Here is a 17,730-nt window from a genome sequence, read left to right on the forward strand (position 1 = left end):
TGGATATGGAAGAGGAAAGGGAACCGTACCCGGCACCAGGATGCGAGGACGGGAGGATCAGGATCCTCACCGTACTGGAAGAGGAGACCCATGGACTTTCGATCTCCGACATATCCCGCAAGATCGACCTCAACCGCAATTCTGTCGCGAAGTACCTGAACATGCTCGTCATCGCCGGCAGGGTCGAGATGCAGGTCGTCGGGTCGGCCAGAGTCTACCGCCTCGCCCACCGTCTCCCGGTCTCGGCCATCTTCCCGTTCCTCCCCGATGCCGCTGTTACGATCGGTTCGGACTTCAGGGTGAGGCGTGCCAATGCACACTTCTGCAATCTCTTCGATCTCGACGAGACCGCCGTCGCCGGTTCAGACGTCTCGAAGGCATCCTGTGCGATCCTCCGTCTCCTGGGAACGTCCGACCGCCTCGGTGAGGCCATGAGAGGGGAGAGAGACGACCAGAACACCTGGCACCTCCTCGAAGGCGAGGGATGCGCCTATTTTGTCTGGACCGTCCCGGTCGTCTTCGAAGACCAAGACTATGGGGCCGTCGCCGTCATACGGCCGGTATGATATTTTTTTCGTGAGGAAGTCATCCCGGAGTTCCGGGGGGTCGGCCAGCCCCCGCCGAAGAGACCCATCACGATGATCTCTACGAAGAAAACAGGCAGAGTGCTCCCCACTTCAGTGGGGAGGTGAATGCCGTCCTCCGATAACATTATGTAAGCAAGACGACTCAATTTTGCTCACCAGACTTCCCGGAAGTTGGTGGATCGGTTCGGTACCATTGTGTTCGAGGATCTGAACGTCATAAAAATGGAACAGAGCCATTATCTGGCAAAAAGCATTGCAGATGTTGCCTGGAATCAGTTCATCACGATCACCGAGAGCAAAGCGGAGGATGCTGGCTCACGCGTGGTCCTGGTGAACCCCAGGAATACATCACAGCAATGTTCCAGATGTGGGATGATCGTCGCCAAGACGCTTTCTGATCGTGTTCATTCCTGCCCGCATTGCGGGCTGGAGATGGATCGCGACCAGAACGCGGCGATCAATAGTATGAGATTGGGGCTGCAATCTCAGGGGTAACATCCCAGGATGCCCCCGACTTCAGTCGGGGGAGCAGTCACAGATCACATCTCGACCGCAATCTCGCCTGACGAGACCGGGGCCCCGGTCCGCCGGTCGATGAAACGGTAGGTAAGATAATGACCCTCCTCGACCGTGAACGCCCCTCCGTCACCCTGCCAGGAGAGTTCTTTCTTGCTGCCGTCCCCGTCGTCGCAGAGGACGAACCGGTCGCCGAGAAGAACATCCTTGCCGTTCTCCGCATAACTCTGGAGATATTGCGGTTTGCCGGGATCGTTCCTGACGACGATATGCTGCGCGAGGTCGTCCCGTATGCCCAGACTCACCTCCAGTTGGTCCAGCGTGAACGGGTCGCCGGCCATATGCTCAAAGACCACCTGATATCCCCCATCTCCACCCTGGGCCACCTCAGACGCAAGCAGACTTGCCCTGATCGGTTGTTCGTCCCCGCTCGCCGCGCCGGTGGCGTACACCGCCACCAGGCCCACGATGACCAGCGTGACCGAGATCATCAGCATCACCCCGATCACCTCTGAGACCGCCTCTTCACACGTGATTCTCATCGTTCATCCCTCCTTCAGGAGCATTGTACTCTTCTGCATCACCGTCCCGCTCGGCAGGTGGAGGAGTTCCACCTCCAGCACCGCCTCCTTCTCGACACACTCGCGGAACGTTGCGTCGCCGAGGCCCAGGAACGCCGCTGTCGCGGCTGTATCACCGGTCACGGCGATCATGCCCGGCCGCCAGACCGCCTTCCCGAACTCTCTCGTATCAGAGGGGGCATCGCCGGGCACCGCCGGGAGGCGGACCCGGGAGTCGCCGCAGGCCGAGCGGTTCGAGAGAGCGGTGTGGGCCGACGCCGCCAGACCGCCGTCAGGGAGGTGGACCCAGGTATTGATCTTCACATCCTCAGTCCGCACTGCGTCCCCCCCACGGTGCTCGAAGACGAGGACGACGTCGTCGCCGCTGCCCGCCGGGTACACCGCGACCTCTGCCTCTGGCGCGGCCTGCTGCACCTCCGCCGCCCCGCCGGCAAAGGCGGCGACGACGGCGGCCAGGATAATCACCACGGTCAGGAGGATCATCGTCCCGACGACCGGCGAGACCGCTGCATCATTTCTCATCGTGCGTTCACCTCGATATCGACGGTCCGCACCGTCACGGTGACCGGGGCGGAGAAGCGGAGGGCGCCGCTGTCATACTGCACATTCGGATAATCGGCCAGAGCGGTGCAGGCCGTCACAACCGATTGGTTCACCGCCGATGCGAACTCAGGGAGTGCGATGTCCTTATTCACCCGCACCTCCAGATAGTCGGTCTCCTTCTTCTCCGGTTCTGGCACCGTCGAGACGAGACAGAGATTTGCCATCCCGTTCCCGGTGACCGTGGCCTTATCTCCCGGATGCATCTTCACGAGCGTCACCGTAAGGTTGGTGCAGGCACCTGAGCCCTGAGGACTCTCGTCCCTGATCTCGACAAAAGATCGTGCAAACGGAGGGGCTTTCACCTCGTCCATCGTGTAATCATGAAGCGGGGTCTCCTTCTCCCCCTTGGTCACATTGATGTACCCGTACTGCCAGGTGTAGCCCTGCGGCTCCCAGGTGGTGAATGAGGGTTGGTAGGCGATGGAGACGAGGCTTGCATTGGAGGCCGCGCCTTCGATCTCGTTGAAGAATACCTCCGCAAGAAGCGGCTCTCCCTCACTGACCAAGAGCGTCCCGCTCGACTTCCCCGGACTGAGGAGGACGTCTCCCCCGCCGAGGGCGAAAGATTCGCTCAAACGACACCATGACTTCTGCGCGACCGCATGCTCGATCTCGCCCCCGAACCGTGCGAAGGCGTCCTGCACCTCGTGCGTGTGCACGATCTCGGACTGCTGCTTGAGTCCGGGCAGATAGGTCGCCGAGTAGATCGCCAGGACCGTCGCGATGATCGCAAGGACCAGCATCAGCCCCACGACCGACGAGACTGCTTCGTCCTGTTCACGCATCTCAGATCTCCTCCGAACAGATGACATTCCGTTTCGTTGCAAGGCGCACGATTTCCCCGCCACCGAGATGGGTGTGCATCGTCAGGTTGCTGCCCAGGTCGAAGGCCTCGGTGTCCGGGGAGAGGAGAAACGCTTCGGCCCCGAACTCAGTCCTTGTCAGGTCGTCGTCGTCGATGACGATCACCCGCAGGTCGCGCTTCTCCACCCAGTCCCCGCCCTTGTGATAGAAGGTGACCGAATCGGTGGTGTTGTCCATCAGCACATCGACCGAGTCCTCCCGGTCGCCGGGCAGGAGATGGAAGGCCGAGGTGGAGAAGAGAGCGACCAGGATGATCACCAGGGCCATCAGCACCATCTCGCCGACGACCGAGGAGACCGCTTCGTCATGATTTTTTTCGCTGTTCATTGTCCGTGCCTCAGAGGATAAAGATGAAGAGGACGACCGACGCCGCCAGGAAGACGCTCGCGTGCTTCAGCCCCGCGAGCACGTTGTTCGAGGAGAGCTGTCCGGCCATGATCCCTGAGAAGAACCCGAGGATGATCGCGATATGGAACATATCGCTGATATTGGAAGTGAGGTCGAAGGTGACGTCGTAGGCCTCGAAACTGGAGACAAAGGCGACGTTCATCTGGTAGGCCGAGTAGAGGTAGATCCCGAAAGAAAGATAGATGACGGCCAGGTAGACGAACGAGACGTTCAACCGTTTGGTCTTCATCTTCAGGTAATGTTCGAGGTCGCTGATCGCGATGGTGAGGATCTCCCTGATATAGTCGGTCACCTCGCTCGCCCGCACCAGGAGCGAGATCGCCCGCTTCACCGAGACCAGACCGATACGCTCCTCCATGCGCACGAGTGCGCTCGAGATGCTCGACCCCCAGCGCAGTTCCTCTGAGACGACCCGCACCTCAGAGGAGAGGACACCCATCTTGCTCTGTGCGATCATGAAGATCGCGCCCTGCAGGGTCATCCCGACGTCGCGCATATCCGCGATCTCACGGAGAAACTCAGGGAGTTGCGACTCCACCTTCATCGCGTACCGGCGGCGGGCCTCGTAGGCGATCATCACCGGGAAGACCGCCGCGATGATCACGACGCAGAGGAAGGCCTCGGTGGTGTATGCCGGGAAGACGGCGTTGAACGCCCCCGCCCGAAACTGGAGCGTGACCACGGCAGCAAGAGCGGCGCCGATCACCGCCCCGACCTGGTAGTCTGAGATGAAGAACCTGAACGGGTGGCGGAGGATATCCATCAGGCGCAGCCAGCGTTTCCTGGACTCCAGGTGTTTGAGGAACTTCTCGTCCGGTTCCTCCAGAGAGTCGCGGTCCAGGATCTCCGCAGTGTACTCCGCCTCCCTGACCTCACGGTGCGCGACCTCCAGGTTGTCGGAGGGGAGGAGGATGTACAGGATGAAGATGAGCGCCATCGCACCCAGGGGCAGACCGATGTACATCAACGGCATCACGCCCTCGAGCTGGCTCTGGCCGGTGAGGTTCTGGGCGACCAGCATGATGATGATCGCGATCGGTCCGGCCACGAAGGCGGTCACATAGATCTCCGCGATCATCTCCAGGATCTGGAGAAGCGCGTCGAGTTCCTGGCGTGCAAGTTCGCGGTAGGTCTCAGACTTGGAGTCGAAGAAGTGGGTGAGGTTCCCGCCGCTCCGGGAGACCAGGGCCAGGTCGTTGAGGAGTTCCTTGAAGTTCTCGGAGGGGGTGACCTCCTGGACATTGCGCATCGCCGTGAGGAGGTCGAGGCCGAAGAGTTCGACGTCCCGCACGATGAGCCCGCACTCCTTGGAGACCTCGCCGTAGAGGTCGCCGGCCTCGTAGACGTGCCTGAAGATGTCGTACAGCGTGACCGTCGAGGAGAGGGCCTGCATGTAGGTGATGGCGTACGGGAGGTCGAGGTCGATCTGCGCCTTGCGCCCCCGTGCCAGGAGGGCCGGGTACGAGTATGTCGCACCGTAGATCCCGCCGACCAGGACGAAGAAGCCGAGGAGGACGGTCACGCCGTACGGGAGGACCGGGACGATGTTGACCTCGATCCCGTACAGGGCCAGGAAGAGGACGCCGCAGAGGTAGACGAAGCCTGCCAGCAGCGTCACCACCAGGCCCATCCTGGAATATTTTCCGGCCGGGATGGGGATATGCGCCGCCTGGAGCGATCGGGCGAGTTCGTCGCCCCCCGAGAGTCTGGAGAAGAGTGTGCCGTTCATGCCTGTCCCTGCACCATCGTCTCCTGCACCCGCCGCCCGATCTCGACCGGATCGTGCACGCCGCCGGCGGCCATCGTCTCCAGGGCCGCCCGGCGGACGGCGAGCGCCTCGTCGAGGTCGGCCCGGTCCCACCCATGGCGGTAGGCGATGTCGCCAAAGACCTCGGAGGTCTCATAGACCCGCACGAACCGGTCCTGCCGGTGGTCCCAGGTGAAGAGCGGGACCCACCTGATCTCGTCGCCCTCGACCGCCACCTCGTTGAGGGAGAGGCACCGCCTGAATCCCCGGCCTCCTTCGTACAGGAGGCTCTGGACCAGGATGAGGTCGAGAGCACCGAACATCGCCACCGGGACGCTGATGGGGTCGTGGGTGAGACGGTTGACCGCCTCTTTCACGCTGCCGGCGTGGAGGGTGGAGTAGGTGGTGTGCCCGGTGTTCATCGCCTGGAAGAGGGTCTGCGCCTCTTCGCCACGCACCTCGCCGACGATGATGAACTCTGGCCGCTGCCTGAGCGCCGCCTTGAGGAGACGAAACATCCCGACATTCCCGGTGCCGCTCACGTTCGCGCTCTCCCGCGTCCGCATCGGGAGCCAGTTGGCATGCGGGAGCTGGATCTCGCGGGTGTCCTCGATGGAGACGATCTTTGCCACCGCCGGGATGAAGAAGGAGGCGGCGTTCATCGTCGAGGTCTTGCCGCTCGCGGTCCCGCCTGAGATGATCATGCTCTTGTGGTTCTCGACCGCGAGCCAGATGTGGGCCATCAGGTCGGCGTCGTAGGTATGGTTCTCGATGAGATCGACCGGGGTCATGGGGTCGGCCTTGAACTTCCTGATGGTAAACGAACTTCCTTTCGAGGAGATGATGTCAGAGTAGGTGATCTGCGCCCTCGACCCTTCGGGGAGGGCGGCGTCGACGAGCGGCGTCGTGAGCGAGAGTTGTTTGTCGGCCTTCTGGGCGAGTTTGAGCACGTACTTGTTCAGTTCGGTGTCGTCGAAGACGCAGTCGGTCTCGATGCTCGCGTACCGCCGGTGATACAGGAAGAGCGGCACCCCGGCGCCGTTGCAGGTGATGTCCTCGATCTGTTCGTCGTGCATCAGGGGTTCGAGTTTCCCGTAGCCCAGGAAGTTGCGGCGGAGATAGTAATAGAGCACTTCCACCCGTTCGTCGGCGATCTCGGGGTCGAAGGAACGGATCACCTTCCGTGCGAGGTCGGGGTCCAGGTCCATCTCGCCCCGTTTTCTGGGACTGTCATAGACCAGGGCGGTTCTGAGGTGCTCGAAGGTCTCTTCCAGGACGACGAGTTCTTTCTCGGTCACCTTCGGCTCGACGACTTCGTAGCGCAGGTTGACGGGACCGGTCCTGACGACGCTCGCATAGGAGAAGGGGGGGACGAGCCAGTATCGGTCGAGGACGTCTCCGTCTCCGTCGCCGTCGCCGTTCAGGGGCGGAAGATCGAGGGGCCGCGGCGGGGCGGTCTCAGGGCCGGCCCCATTCCCTGAGGGACCGTCCGGGCGGATCTTCCCTATGAGCGCGGAGAGGCTGAGGTTCATATCCAGCCTCCGCAGGGCTCGATCTCCGCTTTCTGGTTGTACTCGATCTCGACCTCGACATTGCAGTTCCTGACAAAGACGGCGACGTCGTAGGTGCCGGGTCCGAAGACGGCTTCGTGGTTCTCGTTCTCGGCGCCCCACCGGCTCTGCCACCCGAAGGTCCGTTCGAGTTCGGCCGTGCCGGTCGTCTCGTCGATGCGGTACACCGCGAAGCGGACGTCGCTGTACGGGGTCATCTTCTTGTAGTATTCCTTGTCCTTCTCAAGGATCTCGTACGAGATCCGCCATGCCGCGGGGCTGGTGAGATGTGTCTCGCCCCAGGGGTCGTAGAGCGCACCGTCCTCGCCGATGTCGAGGGTGTGGTCGAAGAGTTTCCAGTCGCCGTCATGGGTCCAGGTGACCCCGGAAGGCACCCAGCGGTCGGTATAATACTCCTCTGATCGGTCGGGCCACCCGTCGGCGGGTGCCGGGCCCGCCCGGTCCGGGGTCGGGATGCGGAGGACGTCGGTCAGGCCCTCGCCGGTGGCGAAGGGCGTCTTCTCACCAAGGGGCATCCTCCTGGCCGCGGTGAGGTCGTCGGTGATCCCGGCGTTCCGGGTCAGGCCCCGGCCGTACCAGAGGCCGTCGCCGCCGACGAAGACCGGGACCATGGCGTCGTAGGCGCCGCGGGCTGTCCCGACTTTATCGGTCTCCACCGTCCATGCGGCAGAGACGGTGAGCGGCACGGTCCAGACGGCGTCCTCGATGACGTAGGTGATCTCCTCGCCGCTCTTCTCCCTGAAGTCGGCGGCGGCGTCCGGGGTAAGCGAGGTGACGAAGGTCCGGTTCGCCGGGTAGTACCTGGCCTGCCCGAGGGCGCCGGTGACATTCTCGCCCGCGCTCCAGACCGCCTCGCCGGCGTACCAGCCACCTTCTGTGGGGCATGCCGGGGGCAGCGGACCGACCGTGACCGTGCCGTCGGCCGGACGGTAGACGAACGTGCCGGCCGGGGTGGTTGCATTCACGCCATACCGCCGACCAGGCACCGAGTCGTCACAGACCAGACCGACGGCGGTGGCGCCCGGTATGAGAGTGCGCCGGTCGTAGGTCGGGGGGTACGAGAGGAGCGAGACGGCGTAGCCCATTCTTTCAAGCACGGCGGCGGCGAGGACGGCGTGGTCGGTGCTGTCCCCCTCCCCCCTGACCAGGGTCTCGACCGGGTATGCGGGGCGCTTCTGGCCGGTGGTGTAGGTGATGTTCCCGACAAAGGCGAGCAGGTTGGAGACGGTCTCATAGTCGCCCCATCCCTGTTCCCGGCTCTCCTCCAGGAACCAGGCGGCGACCTTCCCGACGGTGTCGCCGTCGCCGTCGGTCACGACATAGTCGGCGGTCCCGGCGAGCGTTTCAGGGTCGGGATCCATGACGCCCGGGTGCTGCCGGTGCGTGAAGGTCTGATAGGTACTGTTGCTGATGTACAGGTCCATCGTCATGCTCTCGCCCAGGAACTCCCATGAGTAGTTCTTCTGGCCGGCGACCGGTCCGGTCGGCTGCCTGAGTAGGCCGGGGTCGGGTTCGTCTCCCGTCTCCACGGACGGCGTCGTCGGGTCTGCGAGGGGGTCGAAGACTCCCATGATCTTCAGGCCTGCCAGAACGCCAATGACCGCGATCCCGATGACCAGGACGACGATCACGGTGTTGAAGAACGACTCGTCGAAATTGAGGTCGATGGTCACCACCTCCTCGGGGGTATGAGGGCGGCGAGCAGGAAGGCACATGCCGCGACCGGCAGGAGCCCGGCAGACTGCTGCGGCGTGGTCGTCGGGACCGTCGTCTGATAGGGGGTCGGCCACTCCTCGTCCTCCTCCTCCCACGACAGAGTCGAGGAGGCGGCCGGGTGCGACGGGTTCTCAGAGAGCGCCGGGTCGTGTGCCGGGTCGGTTGCCGTCGTGTCGCGGCGTACTCCTTCGCCGAGGAGTTCGAATGAGAGGGTCTGCTTGTACCTGGCGTCCTTGCACTCGACGGTGATCAGGTACTGTCCCGGGTACCAGGAGGCGGTCTCCACGTCTTCGAAGACGAAGGTCCGCTTCCCGGTTGCGGGGTCGGGTTTTGTCGAGGGGTAGGTGTAGATGGTCTTGAACTTCATGGCCGCGTTCCCCTTGTGCCCGGCGTCGAGGTCGAGGCGGCTGACGGTGAGGGCAAGTTCATCTCCGACTTCCACGTCGTCGGCGGCCTTGTTCTCACCGGCGAGGTTGGTCGTGCCCTTTACCGTCAGTTTCTCCCCGACGGCCACGTCGCCTGGCGACGAGATGGTGATCCGGGGTTTTTCGACGGTGAAGGTGTCCATGACATAGATGTCGTCAACATACGGCGAGTCGAGGGCGTCGGTCAGCGCCTGCGCCGCCTCCCTTGCCTCCAGCGACCCGACACGGGCCGAGGGAACTTTGTTCGTCGCATCGACGACCTCGTTCACCCGTCCCCTGAAGTAGGGGTTGTTCTCAGGGAGGAGGTCGAACTGGTTGTTGCGTCCCGGGTGCTGGTAGACGATGTAGTACTCTCCCGGAGTGAGGTCGTAGGTGAAGTTGCGGGCATAATCGAAGCCGTACACTCCGATGGGAAGATCTCCCTGACCGTTGTCGTCAAGGAGTGAACCCGATGAGGACGAACCCTCGTAGATGGGGAAATGGGCGTCATAGTCGGCGTACCTGAAGTTGTTCCCGAAGATGTACCACTTGAGGTGGCCATGGGTGGCCGCAATGCCGGTGAGGCCGGGACTGCCCCTGGCATGCCACCAGGAATAGAGGCGGTCGCCCTGGGCGAAGACCGATCCCGAACGTTCGTCGAACTTTGCATTGATGGTCGGTTCGTTCAGCGCGATCTCCCATGCCGGCGGGGCATCGCCCTCGAAACTCCCTGCACCGTCGGGAGCGCTGTAGATGTAGCCGATGGGGTCGAAGTTGGCATGGACAGTGTAGGTCTCCCCTTCGCATCCGGCCCTTGCATAATAGTGGGTCCACCACTGGTAGTCCCAGCGGTTGAAGAAGGGGTCATAGTAGGTGACGGTGAAGGTGGAGGTGTCGCCGTCCACGACCTCGCGCGTCGGGTCGGTGAGGGGTGCGCCGTTCTCATGGAGGTTCGGGCCGGTCGCATAGAGATAGATCGGGATCTTCTCTTTGACGTTCTTGCACCAGCCGTGCAGTTTGATCATGTCTCCAAGGGCGTAGGAGTAATCGTCCAGTTCAGGATTTTCAAAGACCAGGTCGCTCGTCGAACCCGAGGGTGCGGCGACGATGAAGGTGGCCGAGACCGGTTGGTCCGCGGTGTCGGGGTCTTTTGCCTGCACGGCATAGGTGGTGAGGGGAGCGGCACGCGGGATCTCGATGCGGAGAGCGGCCGTGCCGTCCCATCCCGGGTGGGCGGTTATCTTGAAGTCCGAAACTTTGCTGTCCCATCCGCCCCCTGAGAAGAAGGGATAGTCGGGTGCTTTCTCAAGAGAGAGGACATACTGGGTAAAGGGTACGCCGTGCAGGGTGAGTCCGAGGTCTTTCCCGCGTTCGGTCGAGGTGTCGGCGAGCTGGAGGGCGAGCGAGTAGTCCTGTACATTGAAGGTCCACGACCGCTCGTAATCGAGGTCGTTGAGGGTCATCCTGAAGGTCATCGTCGCCCGGGAGTCTCGGTCGACGGCGTCCTGGTCGGCGAAGGTGAAGGCAAACCTTCGGTTTTCCTCGGCCGGGTTTCCCGAGAGGTCTTCAAGGGAGAGGTGTTCCCCGTCGAGGTTTACGACCTCGGTGGTCTTGACCGTGCCTTTGAGTTCGTACTCGTACCAGGGCCCGTTGAACTCGGTGACCGGCAGGGTGTTCTCGGGGAGGAGGAACTGGACGCCCATGGTGTAGGGGATCGTCTCAGGTCTCGCAAGGGCGGGCGTCGGCGTGATGTCGATGTCGTAGACCCTGACCTTGAGGTCGCCGAGGTACGCCCCCGCGTCCTGGACCCAGCAGAATGTGCCGGTGTCAGGGTCGGTGAAGGTCCCGGTTGCAGGATCATAGTAGACCGGGTAATACCTCGCATTGACGGCGATCCCGCGCGGGATGGAGGTCGCGACGAAGTCGGCGATCTGGATGGGGTCGGTGGGTTCTCCATCTTCTATCCTTACCATCTGTCTCAGTTCGCCCTTTGCAGGGTCTGCAAAGGCCGAGAAGTTGACGTTTCTCTCGCCGAGGAAGACGGTGTCGCCATTCCCGATCCCGGCGTTCGGCCCTTCTGATGTGGCAAAACGTGCCGAGACCGCCGGGACGAGAGTGCCGGCGGCGATGAAGAATATACATAGCAATACTGCATTCCGGTAACTGTTCATATCTCTGACACTCCGGGATCCTGGTATCCCCTGGGATTTTCAAAATTATTTGCTTTAGTTCTATTTATCTTGGCTGCAATGCAATGTCGGAATGCGACCTCGCATGCCGACCTTGCACCTCAAAAAAGCAAAAATAGGCCCCAAAGGAAGATTGATTAAGAGGTACGCTTATATCAGGATGTCTCAAATTACTTTGAATTAGAAAAAGTATTTTTGATTATCATGCGAGGTTGAAGAGAACATGGACCCCAGTAGACATCGTTACGCATGGAGGGCACCCCTGTGACCAGGAGATCGATGCCCCCCACCGAGGCAGTCTCGCCGGTCGTCGGGGTGATGCTGATGCTCGTCGTGACCATCATCATCGCCGCCATCGTCAGCGCGTTCGCCGGCGGGATGGGCGAACACACCGAGCAGGCGCCGGTCGCCACCATTGATGTGAAGATCATCATGAACCCGGGGATGGCATGGGCATCAGACCCCCTGATGAACTTCAAGCACCTGGGCGGCGACAGCCTGAAGACGCACGACCTGCAGATCATCACCTATTACACGGTCCCTACTCATTATCTCGGCAAGGATGTGAACAATGCGGGCAAGACGATCAAACACACCATCGACGGTTCGCTTACTTCGGGTGGTGCAAACTCATGGGACAATAGTCTCGATCCCTTCAACGAACCCCAGGTGAACAACGACGGCCTGCCCTCTCTCAACGAGATGGGAGTGGACAATAGAGAGGATTTCGGGAATTATCTCTGGCGTCCCGGCCGGATGATGCAGAACTGGCCGAGTCGAGATCTCGATCCTCTTCTGGGGTTCGATATCGATGACAAAGATAAGTACGGCTTTGGCGAGGGTGCGATCGTCCATGTGACCATCGTCCACAAACCTAGCGGGAAATTCATCTTCGACAAGGATGTGGAGGTCGTATGGTAGACAGAGATGCAGCGGTCTCGCCGGTCGTCGGCGTGATGCTGATGCTGGTGGTGACCGTCATCATTGCGGCGGTCGTCAGTTCTTTTGCCGGAGGTCTCGCCAACGACGAGGCGAAGGCCCCGGACGCACAGATCAAGTTCGTGGGGCCGGTGCTCACCTCAGGGTTCCAGGGCCTCGAGTTCGAGCACGCCGGCGGCGACCCGATCGACCTGCGCGACCTGCAGATCCAACTTCGGTGCGGGAACACCCAGTGCGAGTTCGGGTACTTCGACGAATTCGCCAGAGACCACGGCCGGTACGTCGGCCATCTCGACGACAGTGTCAAGGACCGGTTCCAGAAGGTGGGAGTGACCGGGCACGATTTTTACGAGAACTACTGCACCCTGCGTCCCGGAGAGAAGTTCAGGGTCTACGCCGATACGAACCGGGGTTTCGGGATGATGGGTTACAGTGTCTACCGTGAAGGCCAGTCCTACTCCAGTATCGGCCTGGAATGGGGGATGGGCAACTCGTTCACGCTCACCGACCGCAAATCAGGCCAGGTGCTCGCAAGTAGCGTGTTTGGGGCGCCGCACGAAAATCCGTGAGGTGCATGAGATATGAAACAGGAACACAAAACCGGAAATGAAGCGGTCTCGCCGGTCGTCGGCGTGATGCTGATGCTCGTCGTGACCATCATCATCGCTGCGGTGGCAGGGGCATTTGCCGGCAACCTCAGCGGCAACGCCGAGAAGGCCCCATCGGCCGCGATCGACGTGAAGATCACCTCGAACGGCGGCGAGAGCGGCAACGAGTACGTGATGACCTTCGAGCACCTGGGCGGGGATCCGATCCCGACAAAGGACCTGAAGATCCTCACCTTCTACACCGAGCCCGGGGGCCTTCCCCATAGCAACGAGATCACGCCGCTCGTGAGAGGACGGGACATCTTCGGTGACGGCAAGAAGGTCAAGATCCCGTTCCTCAACGATGTCTCGAAAGGGAGTCCTGGCGACCCTGAAGTGGACTTCGGCAGCTTCACCTTTATGTCGGGAGATATCCTCTCGTCAGGGACGACGATCGGGACCGGCAGCAACTATGGCGCCGGTATCCTGGGCTTCGATATCATCAACGACGAATATGGCTTTGGTGAGGGGAGTCCTGTCGAGGTGAAACTCATTCACCTGCCAAGCGGCAAGGAGATCTACAGCAAAGAGGTGATCGTCCAGTGAAGTCCTCTCTCGACGAGGCGGTCTCGCCGGTGGTCGGCGTGATGCTGATGCTCGTCGTCACCATCGTCCTCGCCTCGCTGGTCAGCGCCTTCTACGGCGGGATCGCCTCAGACCAGGTCCAGCCTCCGCAGCTGACCCTCTCGGCCACGCCGGTCATCGAAGGGCTTGCCGACGACGACAGGACCAACGAGGAACCCGACTATCCGGGCGGCTTCAATGCGAACAACGGGATCGTCTTCAAGCACGCCGGCGGCGACGGCTTCTCGCTCAAGGACATCAAAGTCCAGGTGCAGAGCCGTGACGCCAAGATCACCATTGCGTACAACGACGCCTTCAAGAGCGGGCCGTCATGCGTCGATATCAGTCGTCTGGTCAAGAACAAAGACGGCGACCCGCTGTACTTTGCCAAGGTCGGCGGCGGGAACGACGACTTCATCCTGCCAGGCGACGTCTTCATGCTCGTCGCCGACGGGTGCTATGACAGCACCGAGGCCCCTGGCGGCGGTGCGAAGTACATCACCTGGACGCCGAACGATGCCCATGGTACTTTCAGGGCGCAGCTCTACGCTCCCCTGGAGTACAAGATCATCGACAAAAACAGCGGCAAGGCGATCCAGACCGGTTCCTTCGTGCTCAGGTGAGCACGCAGATTTATTTTTTTTCTTCGGGGGCGATGCCCCTTGAAAGGTGGTTCGGGGGGCGGCCAGCCCCCTCGGCGGAGGAGAGGATATTCTGTCCGAATGAATCCAAAAAAAGGTGGAGTAATCAGACCTTCGCCGTGAAGGCGAGAACCCGCCAGCCGCGCTCGTCGAGGAGTTCAAGCTGGTCCCCCTCGATGGTGTAACTCTTCACCGCACCAAGGAGGCTCAGGTAGGTGCTCTCCTGCTCCATGATCCCCTCGGGCTCAGCGCAGAACATCTTCGTGGAGCCTGCCGGTCCGATCTCCATCGAAGACCCGGTGAGATTGTATGAGGCGAAGTAGCGGTTGCACCCGGCAGAACCGGTGACCTTTCCGTCCTCGTCGAAGACGGCGGTGATCTCCGTCCCTTCAATGACCGGCATCACGATATCGTCGAGGTGGTAAGCGTCAAGCACCCACGTGGTGCCGACAAGGGGCAGCGATGCGGGGGTCTCTGCCTTCGCAAAGACCAGAACCGCCGTGCCGTTTTCGTCCATGAGCGAGAGGCGGTCGCCCTCGATCGCGAAGGACTTCACCGTCCCGAGGAGGCCGAGGAAGGTGCTCTCCTGCTCGGCCACATCCTCATTCAGGCAGGCCATGAGAGTCGATCCCGCCGGGCCAATGGTCATCTCCGTGCCGTTCACCTCATATGAGGCGAAGTAACGGTTGCACCCGGCGGAACCGGCGACCTGACCATCCTCATTGAAGACTGCCGTTATCTCAGTGCCGGCGATGACCGGGACGATGGCGTCACCGGTGTGGTAGGACACAAGGGTCCAGTTTGTCCCGACGAGGGGTTCTGGCTGTGGAGGGACGGCCTTCGCGAACTCAAGGATCCTGGTCCCGTTCTCGTCGAAGAAGGTCAGTGTTTCGCCCTCGATCGTGAAAGTCTTCACCGTGCCGAGGAGTCCGAGATAGGCACTCTCCTGCTCCATGACACCCTCCTTCTGGCAGGCCATCAGGGTCGATCCAGCGGGGCCGATGGTCATCTCCGTGCCGTTCACTTCGTAAGAGGCGAAGTAGCGGTTGCACCCGGCTGAACCAGCGACTTTTCCGTCTTCTTCGAAGACAGCCGTGACTTCAGTGCCGGCGATGACCGAGACGATGGCGTCACCGGTGTGGTAGGACACAAGGGTCCAGTCTGTCCCGACGAGGGGTTCTGGCTGTGGAGGGACATGCTTCCCGAATACCAGGACGGCAGTGCCGTTCTCGTCGAAGAAGGTCAGAGTCTCATCCTTGACCTCATAGGACTTCACCGTGTCGAGGAATCGGAGGTACGCGCTCTCCTGCTCCATCAAACCCTCAATGGGACAGTACATCAACGTCGAGACCGCGGGGCCGAAAGTGATCGCCGTGCCGTCCAGCGTGTACGAGGCGGAGTAGGCGTTGCACCCGGCAGAGCCCGAGGCCGTGTTGTTCTCACCTAACACAAGGGTGACGGTTGTCCCGGCCAGGGCATCCTTCATCGAACCGTTCTGTGTGTACGAGAGAAGGTCCCAGGCGGTGCCGTTCAGGTCGGTCCCCTGCACAGTTTCATTGTCCGTCCCATCAGGCGTCTGCCCCGTGCATCCTGCGGCAAGGAGGCAGGCGGAGAGGACGACGGCCACACCCAGCAGGGGGAGGGTGCGTCGCATGGTGTTCTTCTTCATTGGTCGCATGCATAGAGATAGGTCCCCCCCATAAAAATAAGATCCCTTGAGTGCGAAAAATTTCGCAGTTATTTGGGCCCAAAATAGTTATTGGGGACTATTTTGGCCGTTTTTTGAGTCGCCGCCCCGGCCGAAATACAGCCTGGCGGCGTTGGCCACGACAAAGACCGAGCTGATATGGTGGAAGACGGCGGCCAGGACCGGGTTGAGCAGTCCGCCGGTTGCAAGGGCGAGGCCGACGGTGTTGAACCCCACCGCCCAGGCATAGTTCTGGGTGATCACCCGTTTCATCGCCCTGCCCGCGGCCAGGATCTTGGGGACCGCGGCCGGATCGTCGCCCAGGACCACGACCTCGGCCGAACGCACGACCAGGCCCGGGTTGCGGTGGCCGCCGATTGCGATCCCCACGTCCGCCGCAGCGAGGGCCGGGGCGTCGTTGGTCCCGTCGCCGACCATCACCACGCGCCCGCCGTCCTGGAACCGCTTCACCAGCGCCGTCTTGTCCTCAGGCCGGCACCCGGCATGGTACTCGTCGGCACCGATCGCGGCAGCGACCCGCTGCGCCTCTCCCTCTTCCTGGTCGCCGGTGGCCAGCACCACGCGACTGATCCCGCACGCCCGCACGGCGTCGGCAAACCCGTCCACGGTCTCGGGGAGGGCGTCCCTGATCACGAAGACCCCCTGTGGAACATCTTCGACGGCGAGCCAGATCGCCCGGCCCTCATACTGCACGGACGGAAGGGTGACGCCGGCCGCCCGGGTCGTCTCGCCGCTTCCGACAAAGACCGATCTCCCGTCCACGACCGCCCGCACGCCCTGGCCGGGGAGTTCTTCGCTCTCGGTCACCTCGGGCAGGGCGCCGGCCCCCTGCGACGCCGCATAGGCCGTGATCGCCGTGGCGATCGGGTGCGAGAACCTGGCCTCGATCGCGCCCGCGGATCTCAGCACCTCCTTCCTGTCGGCACCGTTGAGCATGACGAGGTCTCCCACTTCGGGCTCGGCCCGCGTGAGGGTGCCGGTCTTGTCGGTCACCAGGGTCTCGGCCCCGACCAGGCGCTCAAGGGGTTCGCCGCCCCTGGTGAGGACATGCTCGCAGGCCAGGCGCCCGATCGTCGCGGCGAAGGCGGCCGGGGTGGCCAGGGCCCAGGCGCAGGGGCAGGCCACCGAGAGGGCGGTCGCGGGGAGGTCGAGGCTGCCGGTGACCAGGTAGAGGAGCCCGGCATACGCGGTCACCCCGATGAGGAAGACCTGGACCATCGTCTCGGCACGCTGCTGGGTCTGCGACTTCGTGGCAAGGCTCCCTTCGATCTCTCGCGTGACCACCGCAAGGTAGGTGTCGTCCCCGTCCCGCGTCGCCCTGACATGGAGGGGCGCGGAGAGGTTGAGGGTGCCTGAGGTGACCGGGCTTCCTGCCTCTTTGAAGACCGGGTAGGGTTCGCCGGTGACCGCCGACTCGTCGACCGAGGAGCGGCCTTCGATGACCTCGCCGTCGACCGGAAGCGTCGCCCCCTTCGGGACGATCACCATGTCGCCGGCAGAGACTTCGTGCACCCCGACCTCCCTGACGGTACCGCCGTCGAGCACCCGTGCCGTCTGTTTCCCTTCTTTCACCAGCCCCTCGATCCGTTTCCGGTTCTTCTTGATGATGGTGGAAGCGATGAAGAGCCCGAGCCCGATGACCCAGGCGACCAGCGCCCCGCTGAGAGGCTGGCCGTCGAGGAAGGTGACGGTCATCACAGCGACGATGAGGAGTTCGGCGCTGACCCGGTGCATCATGAGGACGGTCCTGAGCAGCCCCTCGGCGTACAGCACCAGGCAGAAGAGATAAGTGACCACACCTATCGAGGCGAGGACCGGGGAGCCAGAGATCAGGTCGCCGGCAAAACAGAGGACCGGGACAAGGGCGGCAATGACTCGCAGGAGCATCGTGTCATGGTTCGGGCTGATGGCGCCGAGCAGTGCGTCGACCTTTTTGAAAAATGCAATGGTATGTGGTCCTGGCATGGTCCGATCATTCTCCGGTGTCAAAATCGCGCATGGAAACGAATGGAAAGGGGACAGGAAGTCCTGGCAGACTCCTGTCC

General features: G+C 62.1%; 14 protein-coding genes and 1 pseudogene. 6 read left to right on the top strand and 9 right to left on the bottom strand.

Going from position 1 to position 17,730, the window contains the following annotated elements:
* Positions 1-5: 5 nt before the first annotated feature.
* Positions 6-566 carry a winged helix-turn-helix domain-containing protein gene (locus E2N92_RS13360; RefSeq protein ID WP_220681633.1) on the top strand — a complete coding sequence of 187 codons (561 nt, stop codon included), beginning with the start codon at positions 6-8 and terminating at the stop codon, positions 564-566.
* Positions 567-734: 168 nt separating this feature from the next.
* A pseudogene (locus tag E2N92_RS13365) lies at positions 735-1,082 on the top strand (RNA-guided endonuclease InsQ/TnpB family protein); the annotation flags it as partial.
* A gap of 44 nt (positions 1,083-1,126) precedes the next feature.
* Here the strand turns inward: E2N92_RS13365 and E2N92_RS13370 are convergent.
* The 7 genes from E2N92_RS13370 to E2N92_RS13400 form a co-directional block, all read right to left on the bottom strand.
* The gene (locus E2N92_RS13370; protein WP_220681635.1) at positions 1,127-1,645 is read right to left on the bottom strand and encodes a type IV pilin domain-containing protein; all 519 of its coding nucleotides are present in this window, start codon (positions 1,643-1,645) and stop codon (positions 1,127-1,129) included.
* Between the two features lie 3 nt (positions 1,646-1,648).
* The gene (locus E2N92_RS13375) at positions 1,649-2,206 is read right to left on the bottom strand and encodes a type IV pilin N-terminal domain-containing protein (protein WP_220681636.1); all 558 of its coding nucleotides are present in this window, start codon (positions 2,204-2,206) and stop codon (positions 1,649-1,651) included.
* Positions 2,203-3,072: a hypothetical protein gene (locus E2N92_RS13380; RefSeq protein WP_220681637.1), complete on the bottom strand. Its 870-nt coding sequence runs from the start codon at positions 3,070-3,072 to the stop codon at positions 2,203-2,205. The genes E2N92_RS13375 and E2N92_RS13380 overlap by 4 nt, the downstream gene beginning before the upstream one ends.
* Position 3,073: 1 nt before the next feature.
* The gene (locus E2N92_RS13385) at positions 3,074-3,478 is read right to left on the bottom strand and encodes a type IV pilin N-terminal domain-containing protein (RefSeq protein ID WP_220681638.1); all 405 of its coding nucleotides are present in this window, start codon (positions 3,476-3,478) and stop codon (positions 3,074-3,076) included.
* Positions 3,479-3,488: 10 nt separating this feature from the next.
* Positions 3,489-5,288 carry a type II secretion system F family protein gene (locus E2N92_RS13390; protein WP_220681639.1) on the bottom strand — a complete coding sequence of 600 codons (1,800 nt, stop codon included), beginning with the start codon at positions 5,286-5,288 and terminating at the stop codon, positions 3,489-3,491.
* Positions 5,285-6,838 (bottom strand): type II/IV secretion system ATPase subunit, encoded by a 1,554-nt coding sequence (locus E2N92_RS13395; protein ID WP_220681640.1) that lies wholly within the window; start codon positions 6,836-6,838, stop codon positions 5,285-5,287. The genes E2N92_RS13390 and E2N92_RS13395 overlap by 4 nt, the downstream gene beginning before the upstream one ends.
* A gap of 1,708 nt (positions 6,839-8,546) precedes the next feature.
* On the bottom strand, positions 8,547-11,168 hold the full coding sequence (locus E2N92_RS13400) for a hypothetical protein (RefSeq protein WP_220681641.1): 2,622 nt from the start codon (positions 11,166-11,168) through the stop codon (positions 8,547-8,549).
* Positions 11,169-11,465: 297 nt separating this feature from the next.
* Between E2N92_RS13400 and E2N92_RS13405 the strand changes: the two genes are divergently transcribed.
* From E2N92_RS13405 to E2N92_RS13420, 4 genes are read left to right on the top strand one after another with little or no spacing between them, the layout of a single operon-like run.
* The gene (locus E2N92_RS13405; protein ID WP_220681642.1) at positions 11,466-12,107 is read left to right on the top strand and encodes a type IV pilin N-terminal domain-containing protein; all 642 of its coding nucleotides are present in this window, start codon (positions 11,466-11,468) and stop codon (positions 12,105-12,107) included.
* Entirely contained in the window at positions 12,101-12,694 is a 594-nt protein-coding gene (locus E2N92_RS13410; RefSeq protein ID WP_220681643.1) for a type IV pilin N-terminal domain-containing protein, read from the top strand. The genes E2N92_RS13405 and E2N92_RS13410 overlap by 7 nt, the downstream gene beginning before the upstream one ends.
* A gap of 12 nt (positions 12,695-12,706) precedes the next feature.
* On the top strand, positions 12,707-13,318 hold the full coding sequence (locus E2N92_RS13415) for a type IV pilin N-terminal domain-containing protein (RefSeq protein ID WP_220681644.1): 612 nt from the start codon (positions 12,707-12,709) through the stop codon (positions 13,316-13,318).
* Positions 13,315-13,959 (top strand): type IV pilin domain-containing protein, encoded by a 645-nt coding sequence (locus E2N92_RS13420; protein ID WP_220681645.1) that lies wholly within the window; start codon positions 13,315-13,317, stop codon positions 13,957-13,959. The genes E2N92_RS13415 and E2N92_RS13420 overlap by 4 nt, the downstream gene beginning before the upstream one ends.
* A gap of 124 nt (positions 13,960-14,083) precedes the next feature.
* Here the strand turns inward: E2N92_RS13420 and E2N92_RS13425 are convergent, their stop codons facing one another.
* Both E2N92_RS13425 and E2N92_RS13430 read right to left on the bottom strand, forming a co-directional pair.
* On the bottom strand, positions 14,084-15,655 hold the full coding sequence (locus E2N92_RS13425; protein ID WP_220681646.1) for an META domain-containing protein: 1,572 nt from the start codon (positions 15,653-15,655) through the stop codon (positions 14,084-14,086).
* Between the two features lie 78 nt (positions 15,656-15,733).
* Positions 15,734-17,650 carry a heavy metal translocating P-type ATPase gene (locus tag E2N92_RS13430; protein WP_220681647.1) on the bottom strand — a complete coding sequence of 639 codons (1,917 nt, stop codon included), beginning with the start codon at positions 17,648-17,650 and terminating at the stop codon, positions 15,734-15,736.
* Positions 17,651-17,730: the final 80 nt, after the last annotated feature.

The organism is Methanofollis formosanus (assembly GCF_019633745.1).
In the GTDB taxonomy this organism is placed as follows: Archaea; Halobacteriota; Methanomicrobia; order Methanomicrobiales; family Methanofollaceae; genus Methanofollis; species Methanofollis formosanus.